This is a genomic window from Micromonospora sp. MW-13 (assembly GCF_003434305.1).
Lineage (GTDB): Bacteria > Actinomycetota > Actinomycetes > Mycobacteriales > Micromonosporaceae > Micromonospora.
This window is the reverse complement of sequence record NZ_QKKX01000009.1, coordinates 377,233-401,706: the sequence shown is the minus strand read 5'-3', so window position 1 is coordinate 401,706 and position 24,474 is coordinate 377,233. Positions and strand designations below refer to the sequence as shown.

24 protein-coding genes and 3 tRNA genes are annotated in these 24,474 nt (G+C 74.3%); 10 read left to right on the top strand and 17 right to left on the bottom strand.

From position 1 onward, the window contains the following. A complete protein-coding gene (locus C5N14_RS05920) occupies positions 1 to 687 on the top strand; it encodes an IclR family transcriptional regulator (RefSeq protein WP_091671614.1) in 687 nt (228 codons plus the stop codon). Between the two features lie 98 nt (positions 688 to 785). Here the strand turns inward: C5N14_RS05920 and C5N14_RS05915 are convergent. The 4 genes from C5N14_RS05915 to C5N14_RS05900 form a co-directional block, all read right to left on the bottom strand. Then, positions 786 to 858 (bottom strand) — tRNA-Glu (locus C5N14_RS05915). Between the two features lie 222 nt (positions 859 to 1,080). Further along, a tRNA-Glu gene (locus tag C5N14_RS05910) sits at positions 1,081 to 1,153 on the bottom strand. Between the two features lie 130 nt (positions 1,154 to 1,283). After that, positions 1,284 to 1,355, bottom strand: a tRNA-Gln gene (locus C5N14_RS05905). A gap of 126 nt (positions 1,356 to 1,481) precedes the next feature. After that, on the bottom strand, positions 1,482 to 2,285 hold the full coding sequence (locus C5N14_RS05900) for a fumarylacetoacetate hydrolase family protein (protein ID WP_117666245.1): 804 nt from the start codon (positions 2,283 to 2,285) through the stop codon (positions 1,482 to 1,484). Between the two features lie 231 nt (positions 2,286 to 2,516). Between C5N14_RS05900 and C5N14_RS05895 the strand changes: the two genes are divergently transcribed. Continuing rightward, positions 2,517 to 3,887 (top strand): hypothetical protein, encoded by a 1,371-nt coding sequence (locus C5N14_RS05895; RefSeq protein WP_117666243.1) that lies wholly within the window; start codon positions 2,517 to 2,519, stop codon positions 3,885 to 3,887. Between the two features lie 45 nt (positions 3,888 to 3,932). Further along, a complete protein-coding gene (locus C5N14_RS05890; RefSeq protein WP_117666241.1) occupies positions 3,933 to 4,799 on the top strand; it encodes a 3-methyladenine DNA glycosylase in 867 nt (288 codons plus the stop codon). A gap of 168 nt (positions 4,800 to 4,967) precedes the next feature. On the opposite strand, the gene C5N14_RS05885 is transcribed toward C5N14_RS05890, so the two are convergent. The 7 genes from C5N14_RS05885 to C5N14_RS05855 form a co-directional block, all read right to left on the bottom strand. After that, entirely contained in the window at positions 4,968 to 5,546 is a 579-nt protein-coding gene (locus tag C5N14_RS05885) for a GNAT family N-acetyltransferase (protein WP_117666239.1), read from the bottom strand. Between the two features lie 58 nt (positions 5,547 to 5,604). Beyond that, positions 5,605 to 6,030, bottom strand: coding sequence for an alternative ribosome rescue aminoacyl-tRNA hydrolase ArfB (gene arfB, locus C5N14_RS05880; RefSeq protein WP_117666237.1), 426 nt, complete (start codon positions 6,028 to 6,030; stop codon positions 5,605 to 5,607). Positions 6,031 to 6,096: 66 nt separating this feature from the next. Next, the gene (locus C5N14_RS05875; RefSeq protein WP_117666235.1) at positions 6,097 to 6,960 is read right to left on the bottom strand and encodes a S1C family serine protease; all 864 of its coding nucleotides are present in this window, start codon (positions 6,958 to 6,960) and stop codon (positions 6,097 to 6,099) included. Between the two features lie 95 nt (positions 6,961 to 7,055). Beyond that, a complete protein-coding gene (locus C5N14_RS05870; RefSeq protein WP_117666233.1) occupies positions 7,056 to 8,015 on the bottom strand; it encodes a VWA domain-containing protein in 960 nt (319 codons plus the stop codon). Then, positions 8,012 to 9,067, bottom strand: coding sequence for a DUF58 domain-containing protein (locus C5N14_RS05865; RefSeq protein ID WP_117666231.1), 1,056 nt, complete (start codon positions 9,065 to 9,067; stop codon positions 8,012 to 8,014). Before C5N14_RS05865 ends, C5N14_RS05870 begins: the two co-directional genes overlap by 4 nt. Further along, the gene (locus tag C5N14_RS05860; RefSeq protein WP_117666229.1) at positions 9,064 to 10,113 is read right to left on the bottom strand and encodes a MoxR family ATPase; all 1,050 of its coding nucleotides are present in this window, start codon (positions 10,111 to 10,113) and stop codon (positions 9,064 to 9,066) included. The genes C5N14_RS05865 and C5N14_RS05860 overlap by 4 nt, the downstream gene beginning before the upstream one ends. Before the next feature lie 174 nt (positions 10,114 to 10,287). Further along, positions 10,288 to 10,815, bottom strand: a complete 528-nt coding sequence (locus C5N14_RS05855; protein WP_117666227.1) for a hypothetical protein — start codon at positions 10,813 to 10,815, stop codon at positions 10,288 to 10,290. A gap of 426 nt (positions 10,816 to 11,241) precedes the next feature. On the opposite strand from C5N14_RS05855, the gene C5N14_RS05850 reads away from it, so the two are divergent. Continuing rightward, positions 11,242 to 12,183, top strand: coding sequence for an endonuclease/exonuclease/phosphatase family protein (locus C5N14_RS05850; protein ID WP_243639260.1), 942 nt, complete (start codon positions 11,242 to 11,244; stop codon positions 12,181 to 12,183). A 37-nt stretch (positions 12,184 to 12,220) separates the two neighbouring features. On the opposite strand, the gene cimA is transcribed toward C5N14_RS05850, so the two are convergent. After that, positions 12,221 to 13,804 (bottom strand): citramalate synthase, encoded by a 1,584-nt coding sequence (cimA, locus tag C5N14_RS05845; RefSeq protein WP_117666222.1) that lies wholly within the window; start codon positions 13,802 to 13,804, stop codon positions 12,221 to 12,223. A gap of 373 nt (positions 13,805 to 14,177) precedes the next feature. Between cimA and C5N14_RS05840 the strand changes: the two genes are divergently transcribed. The 4 genes from C5N14_RS05840 to C5N14_RS05825 all read left to right on the top strand — a co-directional run bounded on the left by C5N14_RS05840 (position 14,178) and on the right by C5N14_RS05825 (position 16,715). Next, the gene (locus tag C5N14_RS05840) at positions 14,178 to 14,738 is read left to right on the top strand and encodes a peroxiredoxin (protein ID WP_117666220.1); all 561 of its coding nucleotides are present in this window, start codon (positions 14,178 to 14,180) and stop codon (positions 14,736 to 14,738) included. A 2-nt stretch (positions 14,739 to 14,740) separates the two neighbouring features. Then, a complete protein-coding gene (locus C5N14_RS05835) occupies positions 14,741 to 15,271 on the top strand; it encodes a carboxymuconolactone decarboxylase family protein (protein ID WP_117666218.1) in 531 nt (176 codons plus the stop codon). Positions 15,272 to 15,431: 160 nt separating this feature from the next. Next, the gene (locus tag C5N14_RS05830; protein WP_117666216.1) at positions 15,432 to 15,890 is read left to right on the top strand and encodes a PRC-barrel domain-containing protein; all 459 of its coding nucleotides are present in this window, start codon (positions 15,432 to 15,434) and stop codon (positions 15,888 to 15,890) included. Positions 15,891 to 15,974: 84 nt separating this feature from the next. Further along, positions 15,975 to 16,715, top strand: coding sequence for a tyrosine-protein phosphatase (locus C5N14_RS05825; RefSeq protein ID WP_371685799.1), 741 nt, complete (start codon positions 15,975 to 15,977; stop codon positions 16,713 to 16,715). Positions 16,716 to 16,745: 30 nt separating this feature from the next. Here C5N14_RS05825 and C5N14_RS05820 read toward each other — a convergent pair whose 3' ends face one another. Beyond that, positions 16,746 to 17,840 carry a branched-chain amino acid aminotransferase gene (locus C5N14_RS05820; protein ID WP_117666213.1) on the bottom strand — a complete coding sequence of 365 codons (1,095 nt, stop codon included), beginning with the start codon at positions 17,838 to 17,840 and terminating at the stop codon, positions 16,746 to 16,748. A 176-nt stretch (positions 17,841 to 18,016) separates the two neighbouring features. Then, entirely contained in the window at positions 18,017 to 19,048 is a 1,032-nt protein-coding gene (locus C5N14_RS05815; protein WP_117666211.1) for a 3-isopropylmalate dehydrogenase, read from the bottom strand. Positions 19,049 to 19,272: 224 nt separating this feature from the next. Between C5N14_RS05815 and C5N14_RS05810 the strand changes: the two genes are divergently transcribed. Together C5N14_RS05810 and C5N14_RS05805 are read left to right on the top strand one after the other, a co-directional pair. Beyond that, positions 19,273 to 20,148 carry an FAD:protein FMN transferase gene (locus tag C5N14_RS05810; RefSeq protein ID WP_117666209.1) on the top strand — a complete coding sequence of 292 codons (876 nt, stop codon included), beginning with the start codon at positions 19,273 to 19,275 and terminating at the stop codon, positions 20,146 to 20,148. Between the two features lie 353 nt (positions 20,149 to 20,501). Further along, a complete protein-coding gene (locus tag C5N14_RS05805) occupies positions 20,502 to 20,858 on the top strand; it encodes a hypothetical protein (RefSeq protein ID WP_117666207.1) in 357 nt (118 codons plus the stop codon). A gap of 85 nt (positions 20,859 to 20,943) precedes the next feature. Here the strand turns inward: C5N14_RS05805 and serA are convergent, their stop codons facing one another. From serA to ilvN, 3 genes are all read right to left on the bottom strand, one after another. After that, positions 20,944 to 22,542, bottom strand: coding sequence for a phosphoglycerate dehydrogenase (serA, locus tag C5N14_RS05800; RefSeq protein ID WP_117666205.1), 1,599 nt, complete (start codon positions 22,540 to 22,542; stop codon positions 20,944 to 20,946). A gap of 266 nt (positions 22,543 to 22,808) precedes the next feature. Then, positions 22,809 to 23,822 (bottom strand): ketol-acid reductoisomerase, encoded by a 1,014-nt coding sequence (gene ilvC, locus C5N14_RS05795; RefSeq protein WP_117666203.1) that lies wholly within the window; start codon positions 23,820 to 23,822, stop codon positions 22,809 to 22,811. A gap of 71 nt (positions 23,823 to 23,893) precedes the next feature. Then, positions 23,894 to 24,409 (bottom strand): acetolactate synthase small subunit, encoded by a 516-nt coding sequence (gene ilvN / locus C5N14_RS05790; protein ID WP_117666201.1) that lies wholly within the window; start codon positions 24,407 to 24,409, stop codon positions 23,894 to 23,896. Positions 24,410 to 24,474: the final 65 nt, after the last annotated feature.

The window sequence follows — 24,474 nt, the reverse complement described above, 5'->3', positions numbered from 1 at the left end:
ATGAGCGGTGTCGGCGTTCTCGACAAGGCGGTGGTCATCCTGGCCGCCTGTGTCGACGGCGCCAGCCTGGCCGAACTCGTTGAACGCACCAAGCTGCCCCGGGCCACCGCGCACCGGCTGGCGCAGGCGCTGGAGATCCACCGGATGCTGGTCCGGGACACCCAGGGCCGCTGGCGCCCCGGCCCCCGCCTCGGTGAGCTCGCCAACGCCGCGCCGGACGTGCTGCTGACGGCGGCGGAGCCGCTGCTGGCCGCGCTGCGCGACGCCACCGGGGAGAGCGCCCAGCTCTACCTGCGCCGCGCCGACGAGCGGATCTGCGTGGCCGCCGCCGAGCGGGCCAGCGGCCTGCGGGACACCGTGCCGGTGGGCTCGGTGCTGCCGATGACCGCGGGTTCGGCGGCGCAGATCCTGCTGGCCTGGGAGCCACCGGAGGCGGTGATGCCGCTGCTGCCCCGGTCGAAGTTCACCGGCCGCACCCTGGCCGAGGTGCGCCGGCGCGGCTGGGCGCAGAGCGTCGCCGAGCGGGAGGCGGGTGTGGCGAGCGTCTCGGCCCCGATCCGCGACCGCACCGGCCGGGTGATCGCCTCGATCAGCATCTCCGGCCCGATCGAACGCCTCGGCCGCCGCCCCGGCGAACGCCACGCCATGGCCGTGGTCAGAGCCGGCCAACGCCTCTCCGGCCTCTAACCCACCCATTCCCACCCCACCCCCTCGCGGGACGGCGGGGGGTGGGGTGGGAATGGGGACGGCCCGCCTCACTTGGTGAGACGGGCCGAGTGGGACTGTAGCCCCGACCGGATTCGAACCGGCGCTACCGCCTTGAGAGGGCGGCGTCCTGGGCCGCTAGACGACGGGGCCAGAACTTTCCCTGCATCGCCGCCCTGCCGGGCGGCGCCGCTGTAGTCTAGCGGCGTGCCCCGCGCGGGGCACGCCGGGGGTGGGCTGTCGCGCAGACCGCCCGCCACCACGGCCCCGGCCACGGATTTCCTCGCCGGCCGGGCCCGTACCGGGCCCAGAGCGCACGATCCAGGTACGCGAAACAGCCCGCCTCACCGGAGTGAGACGGGCTGAACGGAACTGTAGCCCCGACCGGATTCGAACCGGCGCTACCGCCTTGAGAGGGCGGCGTCCTGGGCCACTAGACGACGGGGCCAGAACTTTCCCTGCGCCGCCCTACCGGGCGACGCCGCTGAACTCTACCAGAGATCCCTTCCGGCCCCTTGCGGGCTACCGGAGCGCTCTCCAGCGCATCCAGCGACCGGCGCTCTCGCGACCACCGGTTGCTGGGGTACCAGGACTCGAACCTAGACTAACTGAACCAGAATCAGTTGGGCTGCCAATTACCCCATACCCCATTGGCACCTCACGGTGCCGTTCGGCACCTTGCGGCACCGGAGAGAAACTCTACCCTCCCGGCCCCGGCAGGCCAAATCGGGGACCCGAAACCCGTGCTGTGCTGCGGTTGCGAGCCCCCCGACGAGTCAGCTGACCGGGACGACCGGATTGGTCAGCTCCCCGATCCCCTCGATACGCACGGTGACGGTATCCCCCTCCACGAGCGGGCTAACCCCCGCCGGGGTGCCGGTGAGCACCACGTCGCCGGGGAGCAGCGTCATCACGTGCGAGACGTACGACACCAGGGCCGGGACGTCGAAGACCATGTCCCGCGTCCGGCCGAGCTGCCGCACCTCCATCTCCTCCGGGTTGCGGCCCACCTCGCACCGGACCTCCAGGTCGGTGACGTCCAGGCCGGTGGTGATCCAGGGACCGATGGGGCAGAACGAGTCGAACCCCTTGGCCCGGGTCCACTGCCCGTCGGACCGCTGGAGATCCCGGGCGGTCACGTCGTTGGCGCAGGTGTAGCCGAAGATGGCCCGCTCGGCGGCTGCCCGGTCGGCCCGCCGCGCGCCCGGTGCGCCGATCACCACGGCCAGCTCGGCCTCGTGCTCGACCCGCTTGGAGAAGATCGGCAGCCGGATGGCGTCGCGCGGGCCGATCACCGAGGTGGACGGCTTGAGGAAGAGCAGCGGCTCCTTCGGCACCTCGCTGCCCTGCTCGGCGGCGTGCTCGGCGTAGTTGCGGCCCACGCAGACCACCTTGCTGGGCAGGATCGGGGAGAGCAGCCGGACGTCGGAGAGCGCCCATCGGGCACCGCTGAACTGGATCTGGCCGAACGGGTGCCCCTCGATCTCGGCGATGGTCAGGCCCTGCGGGCCTGCCTCCGACTCGCCCTCGACGACCCCGAACGACATTCCCTTGGCATGAGCGAAACGAGCGATACGCACCAGGCCAATCTAGCCCCGGGACGGCGCCCGGCCGCGCCGGCCGCGCGCCACGGGCGGCGCGGACAGCCGGCGCCGCACGGGGGACGCCCCGGCGACGGCGGGCGGTGGGGCCCGGAACGGCCCCGGGCCGGCCACCCTACGTCGTCCGTCACCGGCGTGGGCCGGGTTCGCCACTTCGTACCCGCACGACGTGCCGCCGCACCTAGCGTCGGCTACCGGAGGTTCGTTCGTATGCCTGCAACGACACGACACCACAGGGCCCTAGCAGTGTTCGTACACTGCCTCGGCATTCTCGCCGCCGTGCCGGCACTGCCCACGGCGGCCCCGGAGGCGGCGGCCACGCCGGCAGCGGCGGTCCGCCCGGCGGCGGCCGTCGCCACGCCGACGGAGACCCCGACGCCCACCGACTCCGCGACGGCGCCGACGCCGGCGGCTCCCGCGCCGCCGCCGCTGGTCTCGCCGTCCGTGGTGGTGCCGACCCGGGGCGCGCCGTCACCGGTGACGGTGGCGGTGGCGCCGGCCGGCACGCCCGCGCCGGGCTACCAGGTCCAGGTCCGCAACACCGGGAGCCTGCCGCTGGCCACCACGGTGCGCCAGGAGCTGCCGGTCGGGACGTCCGCGACCTGGATCACCCCCGGTGGGCGGGCCACCCGCTCGGCGACCAGCACCGAGGTGACCTGGCAGCTCAACCTGCCCGCCCGCAGCACCACCACGCTGCACACCGCGCTCACCGCCGCCGCGCCGGGCCGGCCGCTCACCGCGCCGGCCTGCGCCTTCACCAGCGACGGCAGCCGGCCGTACGACTGCGCGACCGCGACCTGGAGCGGGCTGGCGGTGCCGGCGGCCCAGGCCACCGCGGCCCCGCCGTGGCGTCGGCCCCCAGTGCTGCTCGCCGCGCTGGCCGTGGTCCTCCTGGCCGGGCTCGGCGGGGTGTGGTGGTGGCAGCGGCACGCGCGCTCCGGCGCCGGGCGGCCCGGGGCCGCCGCACCGGCCGGGACCGTCGGGGCGACCGTGCCGGCGACGGACGACCGGGGCACGGTGTACCCCCGGCCCGCCACGCCGGCGGCCGTGACCCGCCGCCGCCGGCCCCCGGTCTGGCTGCTGGTGGGGGCGGCCCTGGTGCTCCTGGCCGGGGTGGTCCTCGCCGCCACGCTGACCGCCACCCGGCGGGTGGCCGCCATCGACACGGCCAAGCAGCCGACCAGCGGCGCCTGGGTGGGACGCAGCGCGACGGGGGTGGTCGGCGTACCGCTGCGCGAGCAGGCGCTGGAGTTCACCGTCTACCGGGTCGTTTGCCCGAACGCGCCGCTCGCCGGCGGGCAGTGCCAGGCCACCGTCGGGGTCCGCAACGTCACCCCGCAGCAGCAGACCTGGCACGGTCAGATGCAGCGGGCGTACCTGCCGGGCGGCACCTGGGTCAGCACCGACGAGACCGCGACCCGGCTGGCCAACCAGGGGCGGGACGTGTTCGCCCAGCCGCTCGCCGCGGGCAGCCGGCTGGTGCTGCCGCTGGTGTTCACGGTCGACGGTCCGGCCCGGCCGAAGCAGCTCGAACTGCGCAGCGGGGTGTTCTCCGCCGGGGTCCGGGTGGACGTGCCCTGACCCGGGGCCGCGGGGGCGGGCGGGCGACGGTCGTACGCTGGGTCGGTGACCGCCGCCCTCGCCCCCGCCGCACCGCTCGACCTGGCCGACTGGCAGGCCCGGCGGCGCGCCCACGAGAAGCGGGTCGACGGGTGGCTGGCCCCGCACCTGGCCCGCCGCCGCACCGGCGCGAAGCATCCGGTGGAGGACTTCCTCTTCACCTACTACTCGCACCGCCCCGCCCAGCTCCGCCGCTGGCATCCCGGGGCGGGCGCGGTGCTGCGCGGCGCGGACCCGGCCGAGTTCGGCCCGGACTACCGGGCCACCGCCAGCGGGCTCACCCTCGACACCGAGGGGGTACGCGCCCGGCGGGCCGACTCGGTCGACTGGATCCGCGCCCTGCTCGCGGCGACCGCCGGCCGGCCGGCGCACCTGGGCTGCTTCGGGATGCACGAGTGGGCGATGGTCTACCGGCAGACCCAGGAGGAGGTACGCCACAACGCGTGGCCGCTGCGGCTCAGCCCGGCGGAGACGGCAGCCGTGGTCGAGGAGCGGGGCGTGCGGTGCAGCCACTTCGACGCGTACCGGTTCTTCACCGCGCCGGCCCGGCCGCTGAACCTGCTCGCCCCGACCCGGGAGAGCCAGCACGATCTGGAGCAGCCGGGCTGCCTACACGCCAACATGGACCTCTACAAGTGGGCGTACAAGCTCTCCCCGCTGGTCTGCTCGGAGCTGGTGGCCGACGGCTTCGCCCTGGCCCGGGAGATCCGCGCGCTGGACATGCGGGCCAGCCCGTACGACCTGGCCGCGCTCGGGTACCCACCGGTGCGGGTGGAGACGCCGGAGGGCCGCGCCGAGTACGCCGCCGCGCAGCGCGGGTTCGCCGAGCGGGCCGCCGTCCTGCGCGCCCGGCTGCTCGCCGCGCTCGGCTGAGCGGAGGGGCCCCTCCCGACGCCCGCGGCCGGTGGACTGGAGGCGGTTCCACAGGATGGACCGCCAGCAGCCGGGCGAGCCGGTGATCGAGTCGCCCAGCGGCATGCCGGCACCCGCCGGCCCGGGTCGCCCACGACGGCCCGGCGCCCCGGACGGGCGCGGCCCGCGTCAGGGGTGGCCGCGGTGCGTCGCCCACTCGGGGGCGAGGATCGACATCACCGTGGCGTCGACCCAGTCGTCGCCGTCGCGCAGCACCTGGCGCAGTACCCCCTCGGCGACGAACCCGACCTTCTCGTAGACCCGCCGGGCCCGCGGATTGACCGCGAACACCTCCAGCGAGATCCGGTGCAGGCCGAGCCGCTCGAAGCCGTACCCGACGACCAGCCGCACCGCCTCGGTGCCCAGCCCCCGGTTCCGGCCGGCCGCGGCGAACAGGGTGCGGAAGTTGCAGGCGCGGTTCCACTCGTCCCAGTCGTTGAGGACGACCTCGCCGACGCAGTCGCCGGTGGCCCGGTCGACCACCGCGAGGTCGAGCCGGTCGGTCTGCGCGTTGCGGCTGCCGTACCAGTCGCGCAGCCGCTGCTCGTCGAGTTCGTCGGGCGGGCTGCCGGTCAGCCGGCGGACCTCGGGGTCGGTCACCGCGGCGCGGAGGGCCGCCACGTCGTCGTCGACGAACGGGCGCAGGACCACGCGGTCCCCGGTGAGGGTGGGCTTGACGGAGAAGTCGGGCGTCGGTGGGGTGCTCACGCCCCGGCACGCTACGGCCGGCCCCGCCGCGCCGCCGCCGATTTCCGCCCCGGGACGGTCAGTCGCCCTCGGCCCGGCGGTCGCGCTTGCGCTGGGACTGGCGCTTCTTGTCGGCGAGGCGGCGCTCCTTGGCGCCCCGGGACGGGCGGGTCGGGCGGCGCGGCGGGGGCGGCGGGGCCACCGCCTCGCGCAGCAGCGCCGCCATCCGTTGCCGGGCCGCCTCCCGGTTGGCGAGTTGGGCCCGGTGCTCGCTGGCGGCCACGGTGAGCACCCCGTCGACCAGCCGGCCGGCCAGGCGTTGCAGCGCCCGGGCGCGCAGCGGTTCCGGCAGGCTCGGCGAGCCGGCCACGTCGAAGCTCAGCTCCACCCGCGAGTCGGTGGTGTTGACGCCCTGCCCACCCGGGCCCGACGAGCGGGAGAACCGCTCCCGCAGCTCGGCGTCCGGCACGACCAGTCGGTCGGTCACCCGCAGTCCGTCGTCCACGCCCCGAGGCTAGCGCCCCACCCGCGCCCGTGGTGCGGAGCCGAGGGGCCGGGCGGACGACCCGGCTCAGCCACCCTTGCCGATGATGGTGTCGGCGGTCTGCTGCACCTGGTCGATCGGGATGGCGAAGCCGATGCCGATCGAGCCGCTGCCGTCGATGGTGGCGATGGCGGTGTTCACCCCGACCACCTCGCCCCGGGCGTTGACCAGTGGGCCGCCGGAGTTGCCCGGGTTGATCGACGCGTCGGTCTGCACGGCCCGGTGCCGGTTGGTACCGAGCCGCACCTGACGGTCGAGCGCGCTGACGATACCCGCGGTGACGGTGCCGGCCAGCCCGAGCGGGGAACCGACCGCGAGCACCGGCTCGCCGACCCGGGTGGCGCCCGGCTTGGCCAGTGGCAGCGGGGCCAGGCCGGCGTCCGGGGGCACCCGGAGCACGGCCAGGTCGCTGCCCGGTTCCCGGCCGACCACCTCGGCGGCGAACCGCCGGCCGTCCGGCAGCTCCACCGTCACCGCTCCCCCGCCCCCCTTGGCCAGGATGTGGTCGTTGGTGATCAGGTGTTGCTGGTCGTCGATGGCGAACCCGGAGCCGGTCGCCCCGGCGCCGGAGCCGCCCCCGACCAGCACCGACACCACGCCCGGCACGGTCCGCTCGGCGGCGGTGACCAGCTCGGCGGGCACCGGCGCCGCCGATGCCGCGGCCGGACCCGGCGCGCCGGCCTGGTCGGCGACCCACGCGCCGGCCGCCGCGCCGGACAGGGTGGACAGGGCCACCACCCCGGCCGCGGCCAGCAGCCGGTCCCGCCAGCCGCGCCGCCGCCCGCCCCCCTCCTGGCCGGGTACGTCCCACCGGCTGCGTCCGTCCGGGTCGAGTTCGGGCGAGACGAACCACGGTCCGCGCGGCTCGCCCAGTCCGGTCTGCACTGCCATGCGTGCGCTCCTCACGTCCTCGTCACCGCGGATGTCCGTCTCGGTCACCCGGAAGGGTCGGCGCGCCGACGCCCCGGGACCCGCGCTCGGCCGGTTCAGGGCAGCCGGGAGAACCACCGCATCGACCCCGCCGCTGCCCCCATCGCCAGGACCAGCCCGAGCCCGATGAACCGGGCGGAGACGTCCTGCCGTTCCCGGCGGTAGCCGACCGAGGTGCCGATGTCGTCGTAGACCGCCCGCAGCTCCGCGCTGCTGGTCGCCTCGTGGAAGCCGCCCCCGGTGGAGTCGGCTACCGCCCGGAGGGTCTGCCCGTCCACCGGCACCTGGATGGGCCGGCCGCCCCGGTCGACGAACCCGGACGGGGTGCCGAACGAGATGGTGTGCACCGGCACCTTCGCCGCGACCGCCTCGTCGGCGGCCTCCATCGGGTCCATGCCGGAGGTGTTCGCCCCGTCGGAGAGCAGGATGATCCGGGCCGGCGGTGGCTGCTTGGCCGCCTGGCTGTCCAGCCCCTTCACCGCGCCGAGCGAGGTGTTGATCGCCTCCCCGATGGCGGTGCCCTGCACGCCGGTGGCGCCCTCGGCGAGGCGGTCGATCCCCTCGTGCAGCGACTCCCGGTCGGTGCCGGGCGGCACCAGCACCGCCGCGCTGCCGGCGAACGCGACCAGCCCCACGTTGAACTCGTCGGGCAGGCCGTCGACGAACCGCCGGGCGGCGTGCTTGGCCGCGCTGAGCCGGTCCGGGTCGACGTCGGAGGCGAGCATCGAGGTGGACACGTCCACGGCCACCATGACGGTGGCCCGTTCCCGGGGCACCCGCACCTCGTCGTGCGGCCGGGCGAAGCCCACCACCAGCAGCCCCAGCATGGCCAGGAAGAGGCCGGCCGGAACGTGTCGGCGCCACGCGGGGCGGTGCGGGGCGACCCGGTCGAGCAGCCGCAGGTTGGTGAAGCGGACGGCGTACCGGCTGCGGCGGCGCTGGGCCAGCAGGTAGCCGGCGGCGAGGGCGGCGACTCCGAGCAGCAACCAGAGCCGGGCGGGTGACTGCCAGGTCACGCGGCACCTCCCCGGGCCGCGCCCGGCCGCGGCGTCGGGCCGCCGCCGCTCGCCGCCGGCGCCAGGGCGAGCCGGCGCTGGGCGTGCACGTGCCGGACGATGTCGGCGCACCAGTCCCGGTCGGTGCGCAGCGGCAGGTGGCCCGCACCGCACCGGCGCAGCGCCTGGCGGACCTGGTCGCGTTGGGCGACGGCGGCCTCGGCGTACCGCTGACGCAGCCGGGGGTCGCCGGTCCACACCTCCCGCCGCCGGCCGGTCTCCGGGTCGACCAGGGTGATCAGGCCGACGTCCGGCAGCTCCAGCTCGCGCGGGTCGGTCACCTGCACGGCGAGCACCTGGTGCCGCACGGCGAGCCGGCGCAGCGGCGCCTCCCACGGCGGCGGGGCCGCCGGTTCGTCGGGCAGCCCGTCGAGGAAGTCGGAGACCACCACGACCAGGCCCCGTCGGGCGGCGACCCGCCCCACCGCGGCCAGGCCGTCGGTCAGGTCCGGGGGCGCCAGCGGCGCGGTGTCCGGGTCGTAGCCGCCGACGCGCGGCGCGGACAGCAGCGCCCGGAGCAGACCGAGCAGGTGGGTCCGGCCGCTGCGGGCGGGGAACCGGCGCAGCCCGTCCGGGGCCAGCAGTTGCGCGCCGAGCCGGTTGCCGGAGCCGGCGGTGAGGAAGCCGACCGCCGCCACCGCCGCCACCGCCAGCTCGCGCTTGTCCAGCTCGGCGGTGCCGTACTCCATGCTGGGGCTGGCGTCCACCAGCAGCCAGGTGGTCAGCTCCCGGTCGGCGTCGACCTCGCGGACGTGCGGGACGGTGGTCCGGGCGGTGACGGCCCAGTCCATCCGGCGTACCTCGTCCTCGCCCGGCCGGTACTCACGGCTGCCGGCGACCTCGCTGCCCGGGCCGGGCAGCAGCCCGCGGTACTGGCCGTGCAGCAGCCCGTCCAGGCGGCGGGTGACGGTCAGCTCCAGCCGGCGCAGCCGCCCGTCGGGCGCGAGGTCGGCCAGGGTCGGGTCGGCCGGCGGGGTCCCGCTCCGCGCCGGCGGGGCGGCGGGGCCCCTCACGCCGCCGCCAGGTCGGTGGCGTACCCGGTGTGCTGGGTGGCGATCCGGGGCGGCGGCACCGCGTCGACCAGCCGGTGCACGACCGCCTCGGCGGAGACCCCATCGGCCACCGCGTCGAAGGAGAGCACCAGCCGGTGGGCGAGGACGTCCACCGCCAGTTCCCGGACGTCCTCGGGCAGCACGTGGTCCCGGCCGCGCAGCAGCGCCTGGGCCCGGGCGGCGGCGACCAGGCCGAGGGTGGCCCGGGGGCTGGCCCCGTACGCCAGCAGCGGCGCGATCTCGGGCAGCCCGAACCGGCCCGGGTCCCGGGTGGCCAGGATCAGCCGGACGACGTACTCGGCGAGGGCGTGGTGCACGAAGACGTCGCCGGCCCGGCGTTGCAGCGCGCGTAGCCGGCCGGGGTCGAGGACCGGGCGGGGGCTCGGCCGGCCGGCGCTCATCCGGTAGAGGATGGCCAGCTCGTCGGCGTCCCCCGGGTAGTCCACGACGATCTTGAGGAGGAACCGGTCGCGCTGTGCCTCGGGAAGCTGGTACACCCCCTCGGACTCGATCGGGTTCTGGGTGGCGAGCACCAGGAACGGGTCGGGGACGGGCCAGCTCCGCCCGCCGATGGAGACCTGCCGCTCGGCCATCGCCTCGAGCAGCGCGGACTGCACCTTGGCGGGGGCGCGGTTGATCTCGTCGGCGAGCACCAGGTTGGCCATGATCGGGCCGAGCTCGACGTCGAAGCTCTCCTTCGAGGCCCGGTAGATGCGGGTGCCGACGATGTCGGAGGGCACCAGGTCCGGGGTGAACTGGATCCGGGAGAAGGTCCCGCCGACCACGGTGGCGAGCGTCTGCGCGGCGAGCGTCTTGGCCACGCCGGGGACGCCCTCCAGCAGGCAGTGGCCGTTCGCGAGCAGCGCGGTGAGCAGGCGTTCGACGAGCCGATCCTGCCCGACGATCACGCGTTTGACCTCGAAGAGCGTCTGTTGCAGCTCGGCGCCGGTCGGATCGGGATCGACCGGGCTGGGCAGGCTGGCCAGGGTGTCCGAGATGTCCGTCACGGTGCTTGCTTCCCGTGGCGGCGGTCCGGCAAACGTCGGAATCTACGCCACTCGGGGTGCCTTTGTCCCCTGACCGGGACGACCCTCGCCATCCGCCGCGAAGCGCGCCCCAGGTCCGGTAACGGACGCGACGACGCCGGCCCGTCCGGGGCCGGCGTCGTCCGGTGGTACGGATCAGGGGGTGAACACCGACAGGTGGAAGGGTCGGTCCGCCGCGGCGCCGGTCGAGTCGAAGGTCTGCACGAACACGCCGTTCGGCGTGCCGAGCCGCGGCGCGACCGAGACCTGGCCGGTCGGCGGGATGCAGCAATCGGCGGCGTCGCCGATGGTGGCCACGTAGCCGCCCCGGGTCAGGCTGTGGTTGAACACGACCTGGTACTGGCCGGGGCCGTACTTGGTCGTGGAGACCGCGTCGTGCCCGCGGACCAGCACGCCGGCGGCGCTGACCACCGCGAAGGAGGTGGAGCCGGCCACGAACGACGGGCTCGCGCCCTCCTGCAGCGCGGCCTTGGCCTGGGCGGCCTCGGCCGGCGTCAACGCCGGCTGGCCGGCCGGGGCGGCGGGTCGGGCGCCCGGCTGCCCGGTCTGGGCCGCGGGCTTCGCCGCCGTCGTCTGGGCGGCGGCGATGCCACCACCGGCCAGCGTCAGCGCCAGCACGCCGAACGTGACCGCAACCGCCCTACCGGAAATGAATCTCGCCATGACAGGTCCCCCTTTTGTTGACCGTGTCGACACGACCGGCTCGTCAGGCAACGAGCCGGATTGCTTCCGAGCCCGACCGGTGCTGCGGAAAGGCGTCGGCACAGCCGCCGCCGACGCGTTGACGATTGCCGGACGGGCCGCCAGATGGCCTCTGAACAGCTATAACTACCGAGAGTGCCAGGGCTGGAACCAGGTGGAAACTAGCATCGGAAAAAGTGCTGGGTCAATAGCCGACGGCGGCGTTTCAGATTTGTTCAGGCTTTCGGAAAAATGCGAGATGTGAGCGCCGGACAATTCACGAAAGGCATTCGGGACGCCAGTGCGCCGGGCGCCGGCCGGAGGCGTTAGCGTGGCTCCGTGAGCACGTCCGAGAAGGCGCCGCCCGGGCTCGACCGGGGCGCCCGGGTCCGCGCGGGACTCTGCTGGCTGGCCGTGGCGCCCGGGCTGGCCTGGGCGGCGGTGCGGCTGCCCGGCCTGGAACGGGGCCCGCTCGTGCAGGCGGTCGCCTTCACCCCGTACGTCGCGGCCTGGACGCCCGTGCCGCTGCTGCTCGCGCTCGCCCTGCGGCGGCGCTGGCCGGCGGCGGTCGCGGCCCTCGTCGCGGTGGCGCTGATCGGGGCGGTCGGGCCCCGGGCGCTGCCCGCCGGGCAGCCCGCCGCGCGGGGGCCGGAGCTGCGGCTGCTCACCGCCAACCTGCTGGCCGGCGCTGCCGATGCCCGCACCGTGGTGGACCTGGTCCGCGCGCACCGGGTCGACGTGCTGACGGTGCAGGAGTTCACCCCGGACGCGGCGGCCGAGCTGGACCGGCTGGGCCTGGCCGGCCTGCTGCCCCACCGGCAGCTCAACCCGCAGGTGGGCACCACCGGCTCGGGCCTCTACGCCCGCTTCCCGATCGCCGGGGGCGGGATCCGGCAGAACCGCGGCGGCTGGGGGTTCAGCCAGGCGTACGGCACGGTGACGCCGCCGGGCGGGCCGCCGGTGCGGGTCGAGTCGGCCCACCCGGCGGCCCCGTACGCGGTCGACCAGGTCGGGCCCTGGCGTGCCGACCTGGAATCACAGCCGGCGGCCACCCCGGCGGCGGGGCTGTCGATCCTGGCCGGGGACTTCAACGCCACCCTCGACCACGCGCCGCTGCGCGCCCTGCTGGCCACCGGGTACGCCGACGCGGCCGACGCCGCCGGTACCGGGCTCGCCGGCACCTGGGGGCCCTACGACGGCGACCCGATCCCGCCGGTGACGATCGACCACGTGCTGGTGGACCGGCGGATCGCCGTCCGGTCGGTGGCGGTGCACCCGCTGCCGGGCAGCGACCACCGCGCGGTCCTCGCCGGGCTGCGGCTGCCCGCCCCGCCCCCGGCGGGTGGGTGAGCGGGCGGGCCCGGCCGCTTCGGTACGGCGCTCCCGCTCAGGCGTGGGCGCGGTCGAGGCCGTAGGTGAGCGCGTCGACGAGGGCGTGCCAGGACGCCTCCACCACGTTGGGGTGCACGCCGACGGTCGTCCAGTCCCGGCCCGTCCCGTCGGCGGTCTCCACCAGCACCCGGGTCACCGCGCCGGTGCCGTGGCTGCCCTCCAGGATGCGCACCTTGTAGTCGGCCAGCTCGAAGTCGCGCAGCTCCGGGTAGTGCCGGGACAGGCCGACCCGCAGCGCCTCGTCGAGGGCGTTGATCGGTCCGTTGCCCTCGGCCGTGGCGATCACCCGCTCACCGCGTACCCGGATCTTCACAGTGGCCTCGGACACCACCGCGCCGTCCTCCCGGTGCTCGACCAGCACCCGGTACGACTCCAGGGCGAACGGCCGGGCCGGCGCGGCGCCGGCCAGCTCGGAGCGGACCAGCAGCTCGAAGGAGGCGTCGGCGGCCTCGAAGGACCAGCCGCCGGCCTCCAGCTCCTTCACCCGGCTGGTCACCCTCGACAGGGTCTCCGGATGGCCGGCCAGGTCCAGGCCAAGCTCGCGGCTCTTGAGCTCGACGCTGGCCCGGCCGGCCATCTCGGTGACCAGGATCCGCATGTCGTTGCCCACCACCGATGGGTCCACGTGGTTGTAGAGCAGCGGATCCACCTTGATCGCGCTCGCGTGCAGCCCCGCCTTGTGGGCGAAGGCGGCGGCCCCGGCGTACGCCTGGTGGGTGTCGGGGGCGATGTTGGCGATCTCGGCGATGGCGTGGGAGACCCGCACCATCTGCTCCAGGCAGCCCTCCGGTAGGACCGGCAGCCCGAGCTTGAGCTGGAGGTTGGCGACGACGGCGAAGAGGTCGGCGTTGCCGGGGCGCTCGCCGTACCCGTTGGCGGTGCCCTGCACGTGGCGGACGCCGGCCTCGACGGCCGCGATGGTGTTGGCCACCGCGCAGGCGGTGTCGTTCTGGGCGTGCATGCCGAGCCGCCCGGCGTCGACGCCGGTCCGGGCGACCAGGTCGGCGATCGCGGCGGTCACCTGGGAGGGCAGCATCCCGCCGTTGGTGTCGCAGAGCACCATCACCTCGGCGCCGGCGGCCAGCGCGGTCTGGACCACCGCCGCCCCGTACGCCGGGTCGTGCCGGTAGCCGTCGAAGAAGTGCTCGCCGTCGACGAAGACCCGCCGCCCCTCGGCGACCAGGTGCGCCACCGTGTCCCGGATCATCGCCAGGTTCTCGGCGGCGGTGGTGCGCAGGGCCCGCTCGACGTGCCGCAGGTCGGCCTTGGCGACCAGCGCGACGGCCGGGGTCCCCGCGTCCAGCAGCGCCTGGACCTGCGGGTCGACGGCCACCGCGACGCCGGCCTTGCGGGTCGCCCCGAACGCGACGAGCTGGGCGTGCTTCAGGTCAAGCTCGGTGCGGGCCCGGCGGAAGAACTCGGTGTCCTTCGGCACGGCGCCCGGCCAGCCCCCCTCGATGAAGCCGACCCCGAACTCGTCGAGCAGCCGGGCGACGGCCAGCTTGTCGACCACCGAGTAGGTGAGCCCCTCTCGCTGGGCGCCGTCGCGCAGCGTCGTGTCGTAGACCTGGAACGTCATGGGGAGTCCTCTCGGGCGCGGGTGGGACGGGGCGGGCGGCGGGGGCGGGACCAACAAAAAGACCCCCCGCGGATGCGGGAGGTCTGCGCGCTCGGCGGAGGGGAGGCCGGGCGCGCTAGGTGCCGATAATGACGACGCTGCTGGTCACGATCACCACTCTGCCACTCGGCCCACGGTTTTGGGAGGCACAATCCACATGCCGGGACGGTGACTCAGGGTTGCGATACCGCAACCGCCCTCGCCTGCGGGGCAGAGCCCGCCGTTGGTGATCGGTTTCACAAGTCACCTGGCCGCTATCAAGCCGAAACACCGCTGCGGAAGTATCTGGAACCGATCCAGTTACCGGCCTCGTGCCGCTGTCAAGGAGGACCCCGTGCTCACTGTCGGTGACCGCTTCCCCGAGTACGAACTCACCGCCTGCGTGTCCCTCGACGCCGACAACGCGTTCGAGTCGATCAACCACAAGTCGCACCAGGGCAAGTGGCGGGTGGTCTTCTTCTGGCCGAAGGACTTCACCTTCATCTGCCCGACGGAGATCGCCGAGTTCGGCCGGCTGAACGGCGAGTTCGCCGACCGGGACGCCCAGGTGCTCGGCGTGTCGGTGGACAACGAGTTCGTCCACTACGCCTGGCGCAAGGACCACCCGGACCTGCGCGAGCTGCCCTTCCCGATGCTCAGCGACATCAAGCGCGAGCTGACCGCCGCCTGCGGCGTGCTCGGCGAGGACGGCGTGGCCCAGCGCGCCACCTTCATCGTCGACCCGGACAACGAGATCCAGTTCGCCATGGTGACCGCCGGCTCGGTCGGCCGGAACGTCTCCGAGGTGCTGCGGGTGCTCGACGCGTTGCAGACCGACGAGCTGTGCCCGTGCAACTGGAACAAGGGCGGCGACACCCTCGACGCCACCAAGCTGCTCGCCGGCGCCGGGGCCTGACGATGGGTCTGGACGCGGTCAAGGCGGCCCTGCCCGAGTACGCCAAGGACATCAAGCTCAATCTCGGCTCCACCGTCGGCACCTCGACGCTGAAGCCGGAGCAGGCCTGGGGCACCGCGCTGGCCTGCGCCGTCGCGGCGCGCAACCCGGTGGTGCTGCGGGAGATCGCCGCCGAGGCGGCCGGGCACCTCACCCCCGAGGCGGTCGAGGCGGCCAAGGGCGCCGCCACGATCATGGCGATGAACAACGTCTACTACCGGGCCAAGCACCTCATCGGCGACGACCAGTACGCGTCGATGCCGGCCCGGCTGCGGATGCAGATCATCGCCAGGCCCGGCGTGGAGAAGGGCGACTTCGAGCTGTGGTGCCTCGCCGTCTCGGCGATCACCGGCTGCGGCGTCTGCCTGGAGTCACACGAGAAGACGCTGCGCGGGGCGGGCTACACCCGCGAGCAGGTGCACGAGGGGCTGCGGATCGCCGCCGTGGTGCACGCCGCCGCGGTGGCCCTCGATGCGCAGGCCGCGCTGGCCTGAACCGGCCGTCCAGACTCCGCCGGTGCCGCGGTCGCGGCACCGGCGGAGTCGGCGTTCGCGCCGTACGCGTGTAGGGGCCGACCGGGCTGGGTAGGTGTATTTCGGACACGAGAACACCTTCTCTCCGACGCGACTACGACAGTCGAGGCAGGAGCACCCCATGGACAGGCTCGACCCGCACACCACGCACGGCACACCGGAGCCCATGACCCACGGCGGGCAGGGCGCGATCGCCGGCGGCGCCCCCGCCGGCGCGTTCGACCCGTGGAGCTACCGCGACCGGGCGTCGGTGGCCGACGCCGACCTGGTCGGCTACAAGATCGAGGCCACCGACGGCGGCATCGGCAAGATCGACAGCGCGAGTCACGAGGTCGGCGGCAGCTACCTCGTGGTCGACACCGGCCCGTGGATCTTCGGCAAGAAGGTCATGCTGCCGGCCGGCACGGTCAACCACGTCGACCACGACGAGCGCAAGGTGTACGTCGACCGCGCCAAGGACCAGATCAAGGCCGCGCCCGAGTACGACGAGGACAGCCACAGCGACCCGGCGTACCGGGACAAGCTCGGTGGCTACTACGACGAGAGCTACGGCAGCCTGCCCCCGGGCACCGCGCGCTGAGCCGCGCCACCGGCACGGCCGGCGGGATCGATGCACCGTCGCGGCCGGTGGGGTTCAACCCCACCGGCCGCTACCGTGTCAGGGGTGGACCCGATCGAGGCACACCGCAGGATTTCCTTCTCCACGATGTTCAACTTCCGCGACGTCGGCGGCTACCCGACCGGCGACGGGCGCGCCGTCGCCTGGGGCCGGCTCTACCGTTCGGACTCACCCCACCGGATCGACGGCGCCGACCGGGACGCCTTCGTCGCCCTCGGCATCCGCACGGTGATCGACCTGCGCCGCCCGTTCGAGGTGGCCCGGGACGGCCGGGTGCCGGAGCTGGACGGGCTCACCTACCGGCACATCCACCCGGAGCACACCGCGTGGTCGGAGTCGCAGTACGAGCCCGGCTCCAGCCTGGCCCGCTACCTCGCCGACCGGTACGCCGACCTCGCCGGGACCGGCGCCGCCGGGCTCGCCGAGGCGGTCGGGCTGATCGCCGACGGTGCCGCCGCCCCGGTCGTCGTGCACTGCGTGGCCGGCAAGGACCGCACCGGCATCGTCTGCGCGCTGACCCTCTCGGCGCTCGGCGTGAGCGACGCCGACATCGCCGCCGACTACGCGCTGAGCACGGAGGCGGCGGCGCGGTTCAGCGCCTGGGTGGCCGCCACCACCCCCGAGACCGAGGAGCTCCCCGCACCGTTCCTGGCGTCCCCGGCCGAGGCGATGTCGCTGTTCCTGACCGAACTGCGCGCGGGACACGGCTCCGCCGAGGAGTACCTGCGGCACGCCGGCGTCACCGACGCCCAGCTCGCCGCCCTCCGCGACCACCTGCTGGAGTGACTTCCCGGCCCGGCCGCTCCCCCGGCGCGCTCAGTGGACCTGGGTGACCCAGCCGTGCGGGTCGGCGGCCCGGCCGCGCTGGATGTCCACCAGCCGCCGGTGCAGGTCGGTGGTCACCCGGCCCGGCTCGCCCCCGCCCACCAGGAACTCGCCGTCGGGGAAGCGGACCTCGCCGATCGGCGTGACCACGGCCGCGGTGCCGCAGGCGAAGGCCTCGCGCAGCCGGCCGCTGGTCGCGTCGGCCTGCCACTCGGCGAAGCTGACCGGCCGCTCCTCGACCCGGTGGCCGGCCTCGGCGGCGAGGGTGAGGATCGCGTCGCGGGTGATGCCCGGCAGGATGGTGCCGGTCAGCGGCGGGGTGACCAGCGTGTCGTCGTCGTAGACGAAGAAGACGTTCATCCCGCCCAGCTCGTCGACGAAGCGGCGCTCCACGGCGTCGAGGAAGACCACCTGGTCGCAGCCGGCCTCGATCGCCTCGGCCTGGGCGGCCAGCGAGGCGGCGTAGTTGCCGCCGCACTTGGCCGCACCGGTGCCGCCCGGGGCCGCGCGGGTGTAGTCCGGCGAGACCCACACCGTCACCGGCTTGACCCCGCCGGAGAAGTACGCCCCCGCCGGGGAGGCGATGACCACGTACAGGTACTCGTTGGCCGGGCGGACACCGAGGAAGACCTCGCTGGCGAACATGAACGGGCGCAGGTAGAGGCTGCTCCCGTCGCCCTCGGGGATCCACTCCCGGTCGATCTCCACCAGCCGGCGCAGCGACTCGACGAACGTCTCCGGCGGTAGCTGCGGCATCGCCATCCGGCGGGCCGAGGCGGCGAACCTGGCGGCGTTGGCCTCCGGCCGGAACATGGTCACCGCGTCGCCGGTGCGGTATGCCTTCAGGCCCTCGAAGATCTCCTGCGCGTAGTGCAGCACCGCGGCGGCCGGATCCATCGGAATCGGCGCGCGCGCCTCGACCCGGGCGTCGTACCAGCCCTTGCCGTCCGCGTACCGGATGGTGACCATGTGGTCGGTGAAGACCCGGCCGAAGCCCGGGTTGGCGAGCAGGGCGGCCCGGTCCGCGGCGGATACCGGCGCGGGATTCGGACGGATCTCGAATTCGAGCATGTCACCACCGCTCATCGCGCGGACCTCCCTGGGACGACGGCGCGCGGGACCGCACGCCGGATTCACTGGTGCCAGCAATTTACCCCGAACGCTCGTTCAGCGGGTAGCCGCGTGCTGGCGGGACGGACGTCCCGAGCGGACGTTCCGGCTGATCGGACGCCCTTCCGGGGGCGTCGGGGCGGGATGGGCCGTCAGGCCACCGCGTGCGCGGCGAGGCGGTCGCCCACCTCGGCGGTGCGCAGCGGTACCCCCGGGGCGCGGCCGGCCAGCTCCGTGCCGACGGCGGCGGTCACCCGGGCCGCGGCCTCGGCGTGCCCGAGCTGGTCGAGCAGCAGGGCGGCGGAGAGCACGGCGGCCACCGGGTCGGCGACCCCCTGGCCGGCGATGTCCGGCGCGGAGCCGTGCACCGGCTCGAACATCGACGGGTACGCCCCGGTGGGGTTGATGCAGCCGCTGGCGGCCAGCCCGATTCCGCCGGTGACCGCGGCGGCGATGTCGGTGAGGATGTCGCCGAAGAGGTTGTCGGTGACCACCACGTCGTACCGCTGGGGCTGGGTGACCAGGAACATCGCGGCGGCGTCGACGTGCTGGTACTCCGTGGCCACGTCCGGGTGCTCGGCGGCCACGGCCGCGAAGGCCCGGGCCCACAGCGACCCGGCGTGGGTCAGCACGTTGGTCTTGTGCACCAGGGTGACCTTGCGCCGCTCGCGGCGGGACGCGCGGGCGAACGCGTCGCGGATCACCCGCTCCACCCCGTGCCGGGTGTTCAGGCTCTCCTCGGTGGCCACCTCGGCGGGAGTGTCCCGGTGCAGCGAGCCGCCCGCGCCGGCGTAGAGCCCCTCGGTGCCCTCCCGGACCACGACCAGGTCGACCTCGCCGGGCTTGACGGTGGCCAACGGGCCGGCCACGCCGGGCCACAGCCGCGACGGGCGCAGGTTGACGTACTGGTCGAAGGCGAACCGGAGCTTGAGCAGCAGGCCGCGCTCCAGCACGCCCGGCGGGACGGTCGGGTCGCCGACCGCGCCGAGCAGGATCGCGTCGTGGCCGGCCAACTCGGTCAGCACTGAGTCCGGCAGCACCTCGCCGGTGCGGTGGTAGCGGGCCGCGCCGAGGTCGTACTCGGTAGCCTCCACACCGGGGAGCACGGCGTCGACGACCTTGAGGGCCTGCGCGACCACCTCGGGTCCGATCCCGTCCCCGGCCACCACCGCGATCCGTGCCACGTCGTGAGCTCCCTCGCCTCGTCGTCTTCGGCAACGGTACGACTCCGTCCCGCCTCCCGGTACGACCCTTCCGCATTCTGGGAAACTGGGATGCACAGCAGGCTCCCAGGTGGGATTCATGATGCGGTCAACTTCGCTGCCTAGGGTCGGTGGCGAACGGGTCACGGGGGCCCGGACGGGATTCGCCGCCACGCTGCGGCGCCGTCAGCGAAGGAGTAGCTGTGATGCGGATCGACGAGCAGCCCCGGCACCGGTGGGCCGACGAGCAGCCGCGCACCCGGTGGGTGGAGCAGCCGGCGATCGCCAGCCGCCGCCCCGACCTGCGCCTGGGCAGTCGCAGCCACCGCCTCGACCGGGCCGGCGGCACCGCCGTCGACCGGATCGCCGTGCAGCACACCGTCCGCACCAGCACGGCCGAGTACTCCCTGCTGCTCAACGCCCCGAACTGGCTGGGCCGGCGCGGGGTGGGCGAGGCTCTCGCCGACGCCGTCGCCGAGCTGCGCGCCATCGACCTCACCTACGGCCCGAACCGGCGGGACAGCCTCGTCTCCCGGCTGCGCCGGGGGGAGATCAGCCCCGAGTCGTACCCGCCGCTGGCCGACCTGGTGGACCGGTGCGCCGCGATGCGGGCGGCGACCGACGGCTGGTTCGACGCGTGGGCGGTGCCCGGCGGCTTCGACCCGGGCGGCCTGCTCGGCGGCTGGGCGGTGGAGCGGGCCGCAGCCCGGCTGCGGACCGCCGGCATCCACGACTACGCCGTCCTCACCGGCGCCGACCTGGTGGTACGCGGGCACGCCGCGCACGGGGGCCCGTGGCGGGTGGCCGTGCACCACCCGACCGACCCCCGCCGGCCCCCGCTCGTGCTGGAGATGACGGCCGGCGCGGTGGGCACCTCCGGGGTGACCGGCCGACGGGGGCACGTGGTCGACCCGCACACCGGGGAGCCCGCCGACCAGCTCGACGCCGCCACCGTGATCGGGCCGGACCTGGCGGTGGCCGACGCGTACGCCACCGCGCTCTACGCCGCGGGCCCGACGGGCCTGGCCTGGTTCCGCACCGGGTCGGACTACCGGGCGTTGTTCGCGCACCGCCGACGCTGAGAGCCCGACCGGGGCCACCCTCGGCGGCCGGTCTTCGCATCCCGGCCGTGGGTGGACCCGCGATCGGCCCCCACGGTCTCGGCAACGACTGTGGGGGCCGGTCAGCGACGAGTGCGCGTGGCTCGCGCAATCGAGGGGTACGGACCCGGGCCGGCCGAACGTCGACCGCGCCACCCGAAGACGGGCCGACGCCGAACTCAGCCAGTGACCGCACGAGTACGCTAGCGAATCGACGCAACTCAACGCAAGAGTCTCCACAGCGGACGGTCTCCGGGGGACGATCGGAAGTTTCGCGGCTGACCTGCCGCGGGGTCGCGGTGACTTAGCGGGCCCGGGATGGCACGCTGTCCGCCGTGAGTTTCGATCTGAGCGTGTGGGCCCTCCCGGACGGGGCCACGCCCGCGGACGTGCGGGCAGCGGTGCAACGGTGCCGCCAGGGGCAGCACAGCGACCGCTACCCGGACCCGCGGGTCGTCGCCTTCTACCGGGCGATCACGGCCAGCTATCCGGACCGGCCGGCGGGACCGGGTTCCCCGTGGGAGGTCGCGCCCCTGCACGCGGCCAACGACCACATCGAGATGAACCTCAACCCGGCCTGCGAGGACCAGGTGCTGCTCGACATCGAGCGGCTGGCCGGCGAGTGCAACCTGATGCTGTTCGACTACCAGGACGGCTCGGTCTACCCACCGCCCGCCCCGGCGCGCCGCTGACCGGGTACGACGAGGGGCCCGGCCGTTCGGCCGGGCCCCCGATCCGTCCTGCGTGGACGCGCGTCGCGCGGGTCCTGGAGGGACCTTACTCGTCGCGCAGGTCGGCGGCGCTGGCCGAGGTCGCGCCGATCGACTCGGCCGCCGAGGTGAGCAGGTCGGCGCCCAGCGCCTGGTCCACCGTGAGGGTCATCAGCGTCTCGCCGCCGGCCTCCCGGCGGGCCACCTGCATCGCCGCGATGTTGATGCCGGCCTCGCCGAGCAGGGTGCCGACGGTGCCGACCACGCCCGGCCGGTCGGCGTAGCGCAGGAAGAGCAGGATGCCCTCCGCGCCGATCTCCACGTCGAAGCCGTCCACCTCGGTGAGCTTGAGGACGTCGCGGGCGCCGGCGTGGGAGACCGTGCCGGAGACGCTGACCGTGCGGCCGTCCGGCAGCGCGCCGCGCACGGTCACCAGGGTCGGCTGGTCGGCGGTCTCGCCCTGGCTGGCGAGGTTGACCTCGACGCCCCGCTCGGCGGCCAGGTGCGGCGCGTTGACGTAGGTGACCTGCTCCTCGACCACGGAGCTGAACAGCCCCTTGGTGGCGGCGAGCTTGAGCACCGAGACGTCGTGGTTGACGATCTCCCCGCGCACCTCGACGGTGACGCTGGCGGCCACCCCGCCGGCCACGGCGGTGAACGCCCGGCCGAGCTTCTCGGCCAGCGGCAGCAGCGGGCGGACGTCCTCGGCGACCACGCCGCCGGCCTGCACGTTGACCGCGTCCGGCACGAACTCGCCCTGCAACGCCAGCTTCACGCTCCTGGCCACGGCCAGGCCGGCCTTGTCCTGCGCCTCGGCGGTGGAGGCGCCCAGGTGCGGGGTGGCCACCACGTTGTCGAAGGCGAACAGCGGCGAGGAGGTGCACGGCTCCTTGGCGTACACGTCGACGCCGGCGCCACCGACCCGGCCCTCGGCGATCGCGTCGGCGAGGGCCTGCTCGTCGACCAGCCCGCCCCGGGCGGCGTTGACGATCCGCACCCCCGGCTTGACGATCGCCAGCTCCTTCTCGCCGATCAGGCCCACGGTCTCCGGGGTCTTCGGCAGGTGGATCGAGATGAAGTCGCTCTCCCGCAGCAGCTCCTCCAGCCCGACCAGGCGCACCCCGAGCTGCGCCGCGCGGGCCGGCTGGATGTACGGGTCGTACGCGATCAGCCGGGTGCCGAAGGCGGCGATCCGCTGCGCGAAGAGCACCCCGATCCGGCCGAGGCCGACCACGCCGACGGTCTTGCCCTGCACCTCGACGCCGGTGTACCTGGACCGCTTCCACTCGCCGGCCTTGAGCGCGGCGCTGGCGCTGGCGGTGTTGCGGGCCACGGCCAGCAGCAGCGCGACGGCCTGCTCGGCGGCGGACACGATGTTGGAGGTGGGGGCGTTGACGACCATGACGCCCCGCGCGGTGGCGGCCGGCACCTCGACGTTGTCCAGGCCCACGCCGGCCCGGGCGACCACCTTCAGCCGCGGGGCGGCGGCGATCGCCTCGGCGTCGATCTGCGTGGCGCTGCGCACGATCACCGCGTCGGCCTCGGAGAGCGCGGAGAGCAGAGCCGGACGGTCGGTGCCGTCGACGTGCCGGACGTCGAAGTCGTGGGCGAGCACCTCGATGGCGGCGGGGGCGAGTTCTTCGGCGATCAGTACGACAGGATTCATCGGTCCTCGTAGAGGTCGTGTGGCGGTCGGCCGGGACGTCGGGGCGCCGCGCTGCGCCCCGCGCCGAGTCGTGCCATGGCCGTCAGGTGCCGGCTACGCACCTACCCGCGATCGTAGGGCGCGGGCCGGCCGGCAGGCCCCGGACCTCGGGGTGAGTGCCCTCACAAACCCGACATGTCAGTGGCGTTACGGGTGGGTGTAGAGACAGCGACGACCCGCCCGGCGCCGGATCGGCGTCGGGCGGGTCGCCGCTGTCCGCGCCGGAGTCAGGCGGTCTCGGTGATCGGCCGGTCGACCCAGCTCATCATGGACCGCAGCTTCTGACCGGTCTCCTCGATCGGGTGCGCCGCGCCCTCTGCCTGCCACTTGGCGAAGTTGGGCCGGCCGGCCTCGTCCTCGGCCACCCACTCCCGGGCGAACTCGCCGGACTGGACCTCGCCGAGGATCTTGCGCATCTCCTCCTTGACCCGGGCGTCGATCACGCGCGGACCACGGGAGAGGTCGCCGTACTCGGCGGTGTCGGAGATGCTGTAGCGCATCTTCGCGATGCCGCCCTCGTACATCAGGTCGACGATCAGCTTCAGCTCGTGCAGGCACTCGAAGTAGGCCACCTCGGGGGCGTAGCCCGCCTCGGTGAGCACCTCGAACCCGGTCTGCACCAGGGCCGCCGCGCCGCCGCAGAGCACCGCCTGCTCGCCGAAGAGGTCGGTCTCCGTCTCCTCCTTGAAGGTGGTCCGGATCACGCCGGCCCGGGTGCCACCGATCCCCTTCGCGTAGGCCAGGGCCAGCGCGAGGGCGCTGCCGGTGGCGTCCTGCTCGACGGCGACCAGGCAGGGCACGCCCTTGCCGTCGACGTACTGGCGGCGGACCAGGTGACCCGGGCCCTTCGGGGCGACCATCGCGACGTCCACGTCGGCCGGCGGCTTGATCAGGTCGTACCGGATGTTGAAGCCGTGGCCGAAGAGGAGGGCCTTGCCGGGTGCCAGGTTCGGCGCGATCGCCTCCGTGTAGAGGGTCCGCTGCGCGGTGTCCGGGGCCAGGATCATGATCACGTCGGCCTCGGCCGCGGCCTCCGCCGGGGTGAGCACCCGCAGGCCCTGCTCCTCGGCCTTGGGCCGGCTCTTCGAGCCCGCCGGCAGGCCGATCACCACGTCGACGCCGGAGTCGCGCAGCGACAGCGCGTGGGCGTGGCCCTGGCTGCCGTACCCGATCACCGCCACCTTCTTGGCCTGGATCAGGCCCAGGTCGGCATCGTCGTCGTAGTACACCTCAACGCTCATTGACTTCCCTTTCGTACGACGGCCCGGGCGGCCCGTCGTGGCTTGTGCGGGTGGTGTGGCGGGCAAGGGGCTCAGGCGGCCCGCAGGGCCGGGCCGGCGGTGATCGAACGCGAGCCGCGCCCGATCGCCACCGTGCCGGACTGGACCATCTCCTTGATCCCGAACGGTTCGAGGTCGCGCAGCAGCGCGTCCAGCTTGTCGGGGGTGCCGGTGGCCTCGATCGTCAGCGTGTCGGGCGCGACGTCGACCACCCGGGCGCGGAACAGGGCGACCGTCTCCAGCACCTGGCCGCGGACGGCCCGGTCGGCGCGGACCTTGACCAGCAGCAGTTCCCGGGCGACCGAGACCTGCGGGTCCAGTTCGACGATCTTGAGCACGTTGACCAGCTTGTTGAGCTGCTTGGTGACCTGCTCCAGCGGGGACGACTCGGCGTTGACCACGATGGTGATCCGGGAGACGTCCGGGTTCTCGGTCTCGCCGACGGCGAGGCTGTTGATGTTGAAGCCCCGCCGGGAGAACAGCCCGGAGACCCGGGCCAGGACGCCCGGCTTGTTCTCCACGAGCACGGAAAGGGTGTGCAGGTTCATTACAGTGCCTTCCTCGTCAGGCCCTCATGGCCCTCGCTCCGCTCGGTGCACTCGGTCACGAAACA

Bases quoted from the DNA above. Each gene is read 5' to 3' on its own strand.
- serA (WP_117666205.1), bottom strand. From the start codon at position 22,542: ATGAATCCTGTCGTACTGATCGCCGAAGAACTCGCCCCCGCCGCCATC.
- C5N14_RS05855 (WP_117666227.1), bottom strand. From the start codon at position 10,815: ATGGCGAGATTCATTTCCGGTAGGGCGGTTGCGGTCACGTTCGGCGTG.
- C5N14_RS05810 (WP_117666209.1), top strand. From the start codon at position 19,273: ATGCGGATCGACGAGCAGCCCCGGCACCGGTGGGCCGACGAGCAGCCG.
- C5N14_RS05895 (WP_117666243.1), top strand. From the start codon at position 2,517: ATGCCTGCAACGACACGACACCACAGGGCCCTAGCAGTGTTCGTACAC.
- C5N14_RS05820 (WP_117666213.1), bottom strand. From the start codon at position 17,840: ATGAGCGGTGGTGACATGCTCGAATTCGAGATCCGTCCGAATCCCGCG.
- cimA (WP_117666222.1), bottom strand. From the start codon at position 13,804: ATGACGTTCCAGGTCTACGACACGACGCTGCGCGACGGCGCCCAGCGA.
- C5N14_RS05920 (WP_091671614.1), top strand. From the start codon at position 1: ATGAGCGGTGTCGGCGTTCTCGACAAGGCGGTGGTCATCCTGGCCGCC.
- ilvC (WP_117666203.1), bottom strand. From the start codon at position 23,822: ATGAGCGTTGAGGTGTACTACGACGACGATGCCGACCTGGGCCTGATC.
- C5N14_RS05835 (WP_117666218.1), top strand. From the start codon at position 14,741: ATGGGTCTGGACGCGGTCAAGGCGGCCCTGCCCGAGTACGCCAAGGAC.
- ilvN (WP_117666201.1), bottom strand. From the start codon at position 24,409: ATGAACCTGCACACCCTTTCCGTGCTCGTGGAGAACAAGCCGGGCGTC.
- C5N14_RS05875 (WP_117666235.1), bottom strand. From the start codon at position 6,960: ATGGCAGTGCAGACCGGACTGGGCGAGCCGCGCGGACCGTGGTTCGTC.
- C5N14_RS05830 (WP_117666216.1), top strand. From the start codon at position 15,432: ATGGACAGGCTCGACCCGCACACCACGCACGGCACACCGGAGCCCATG.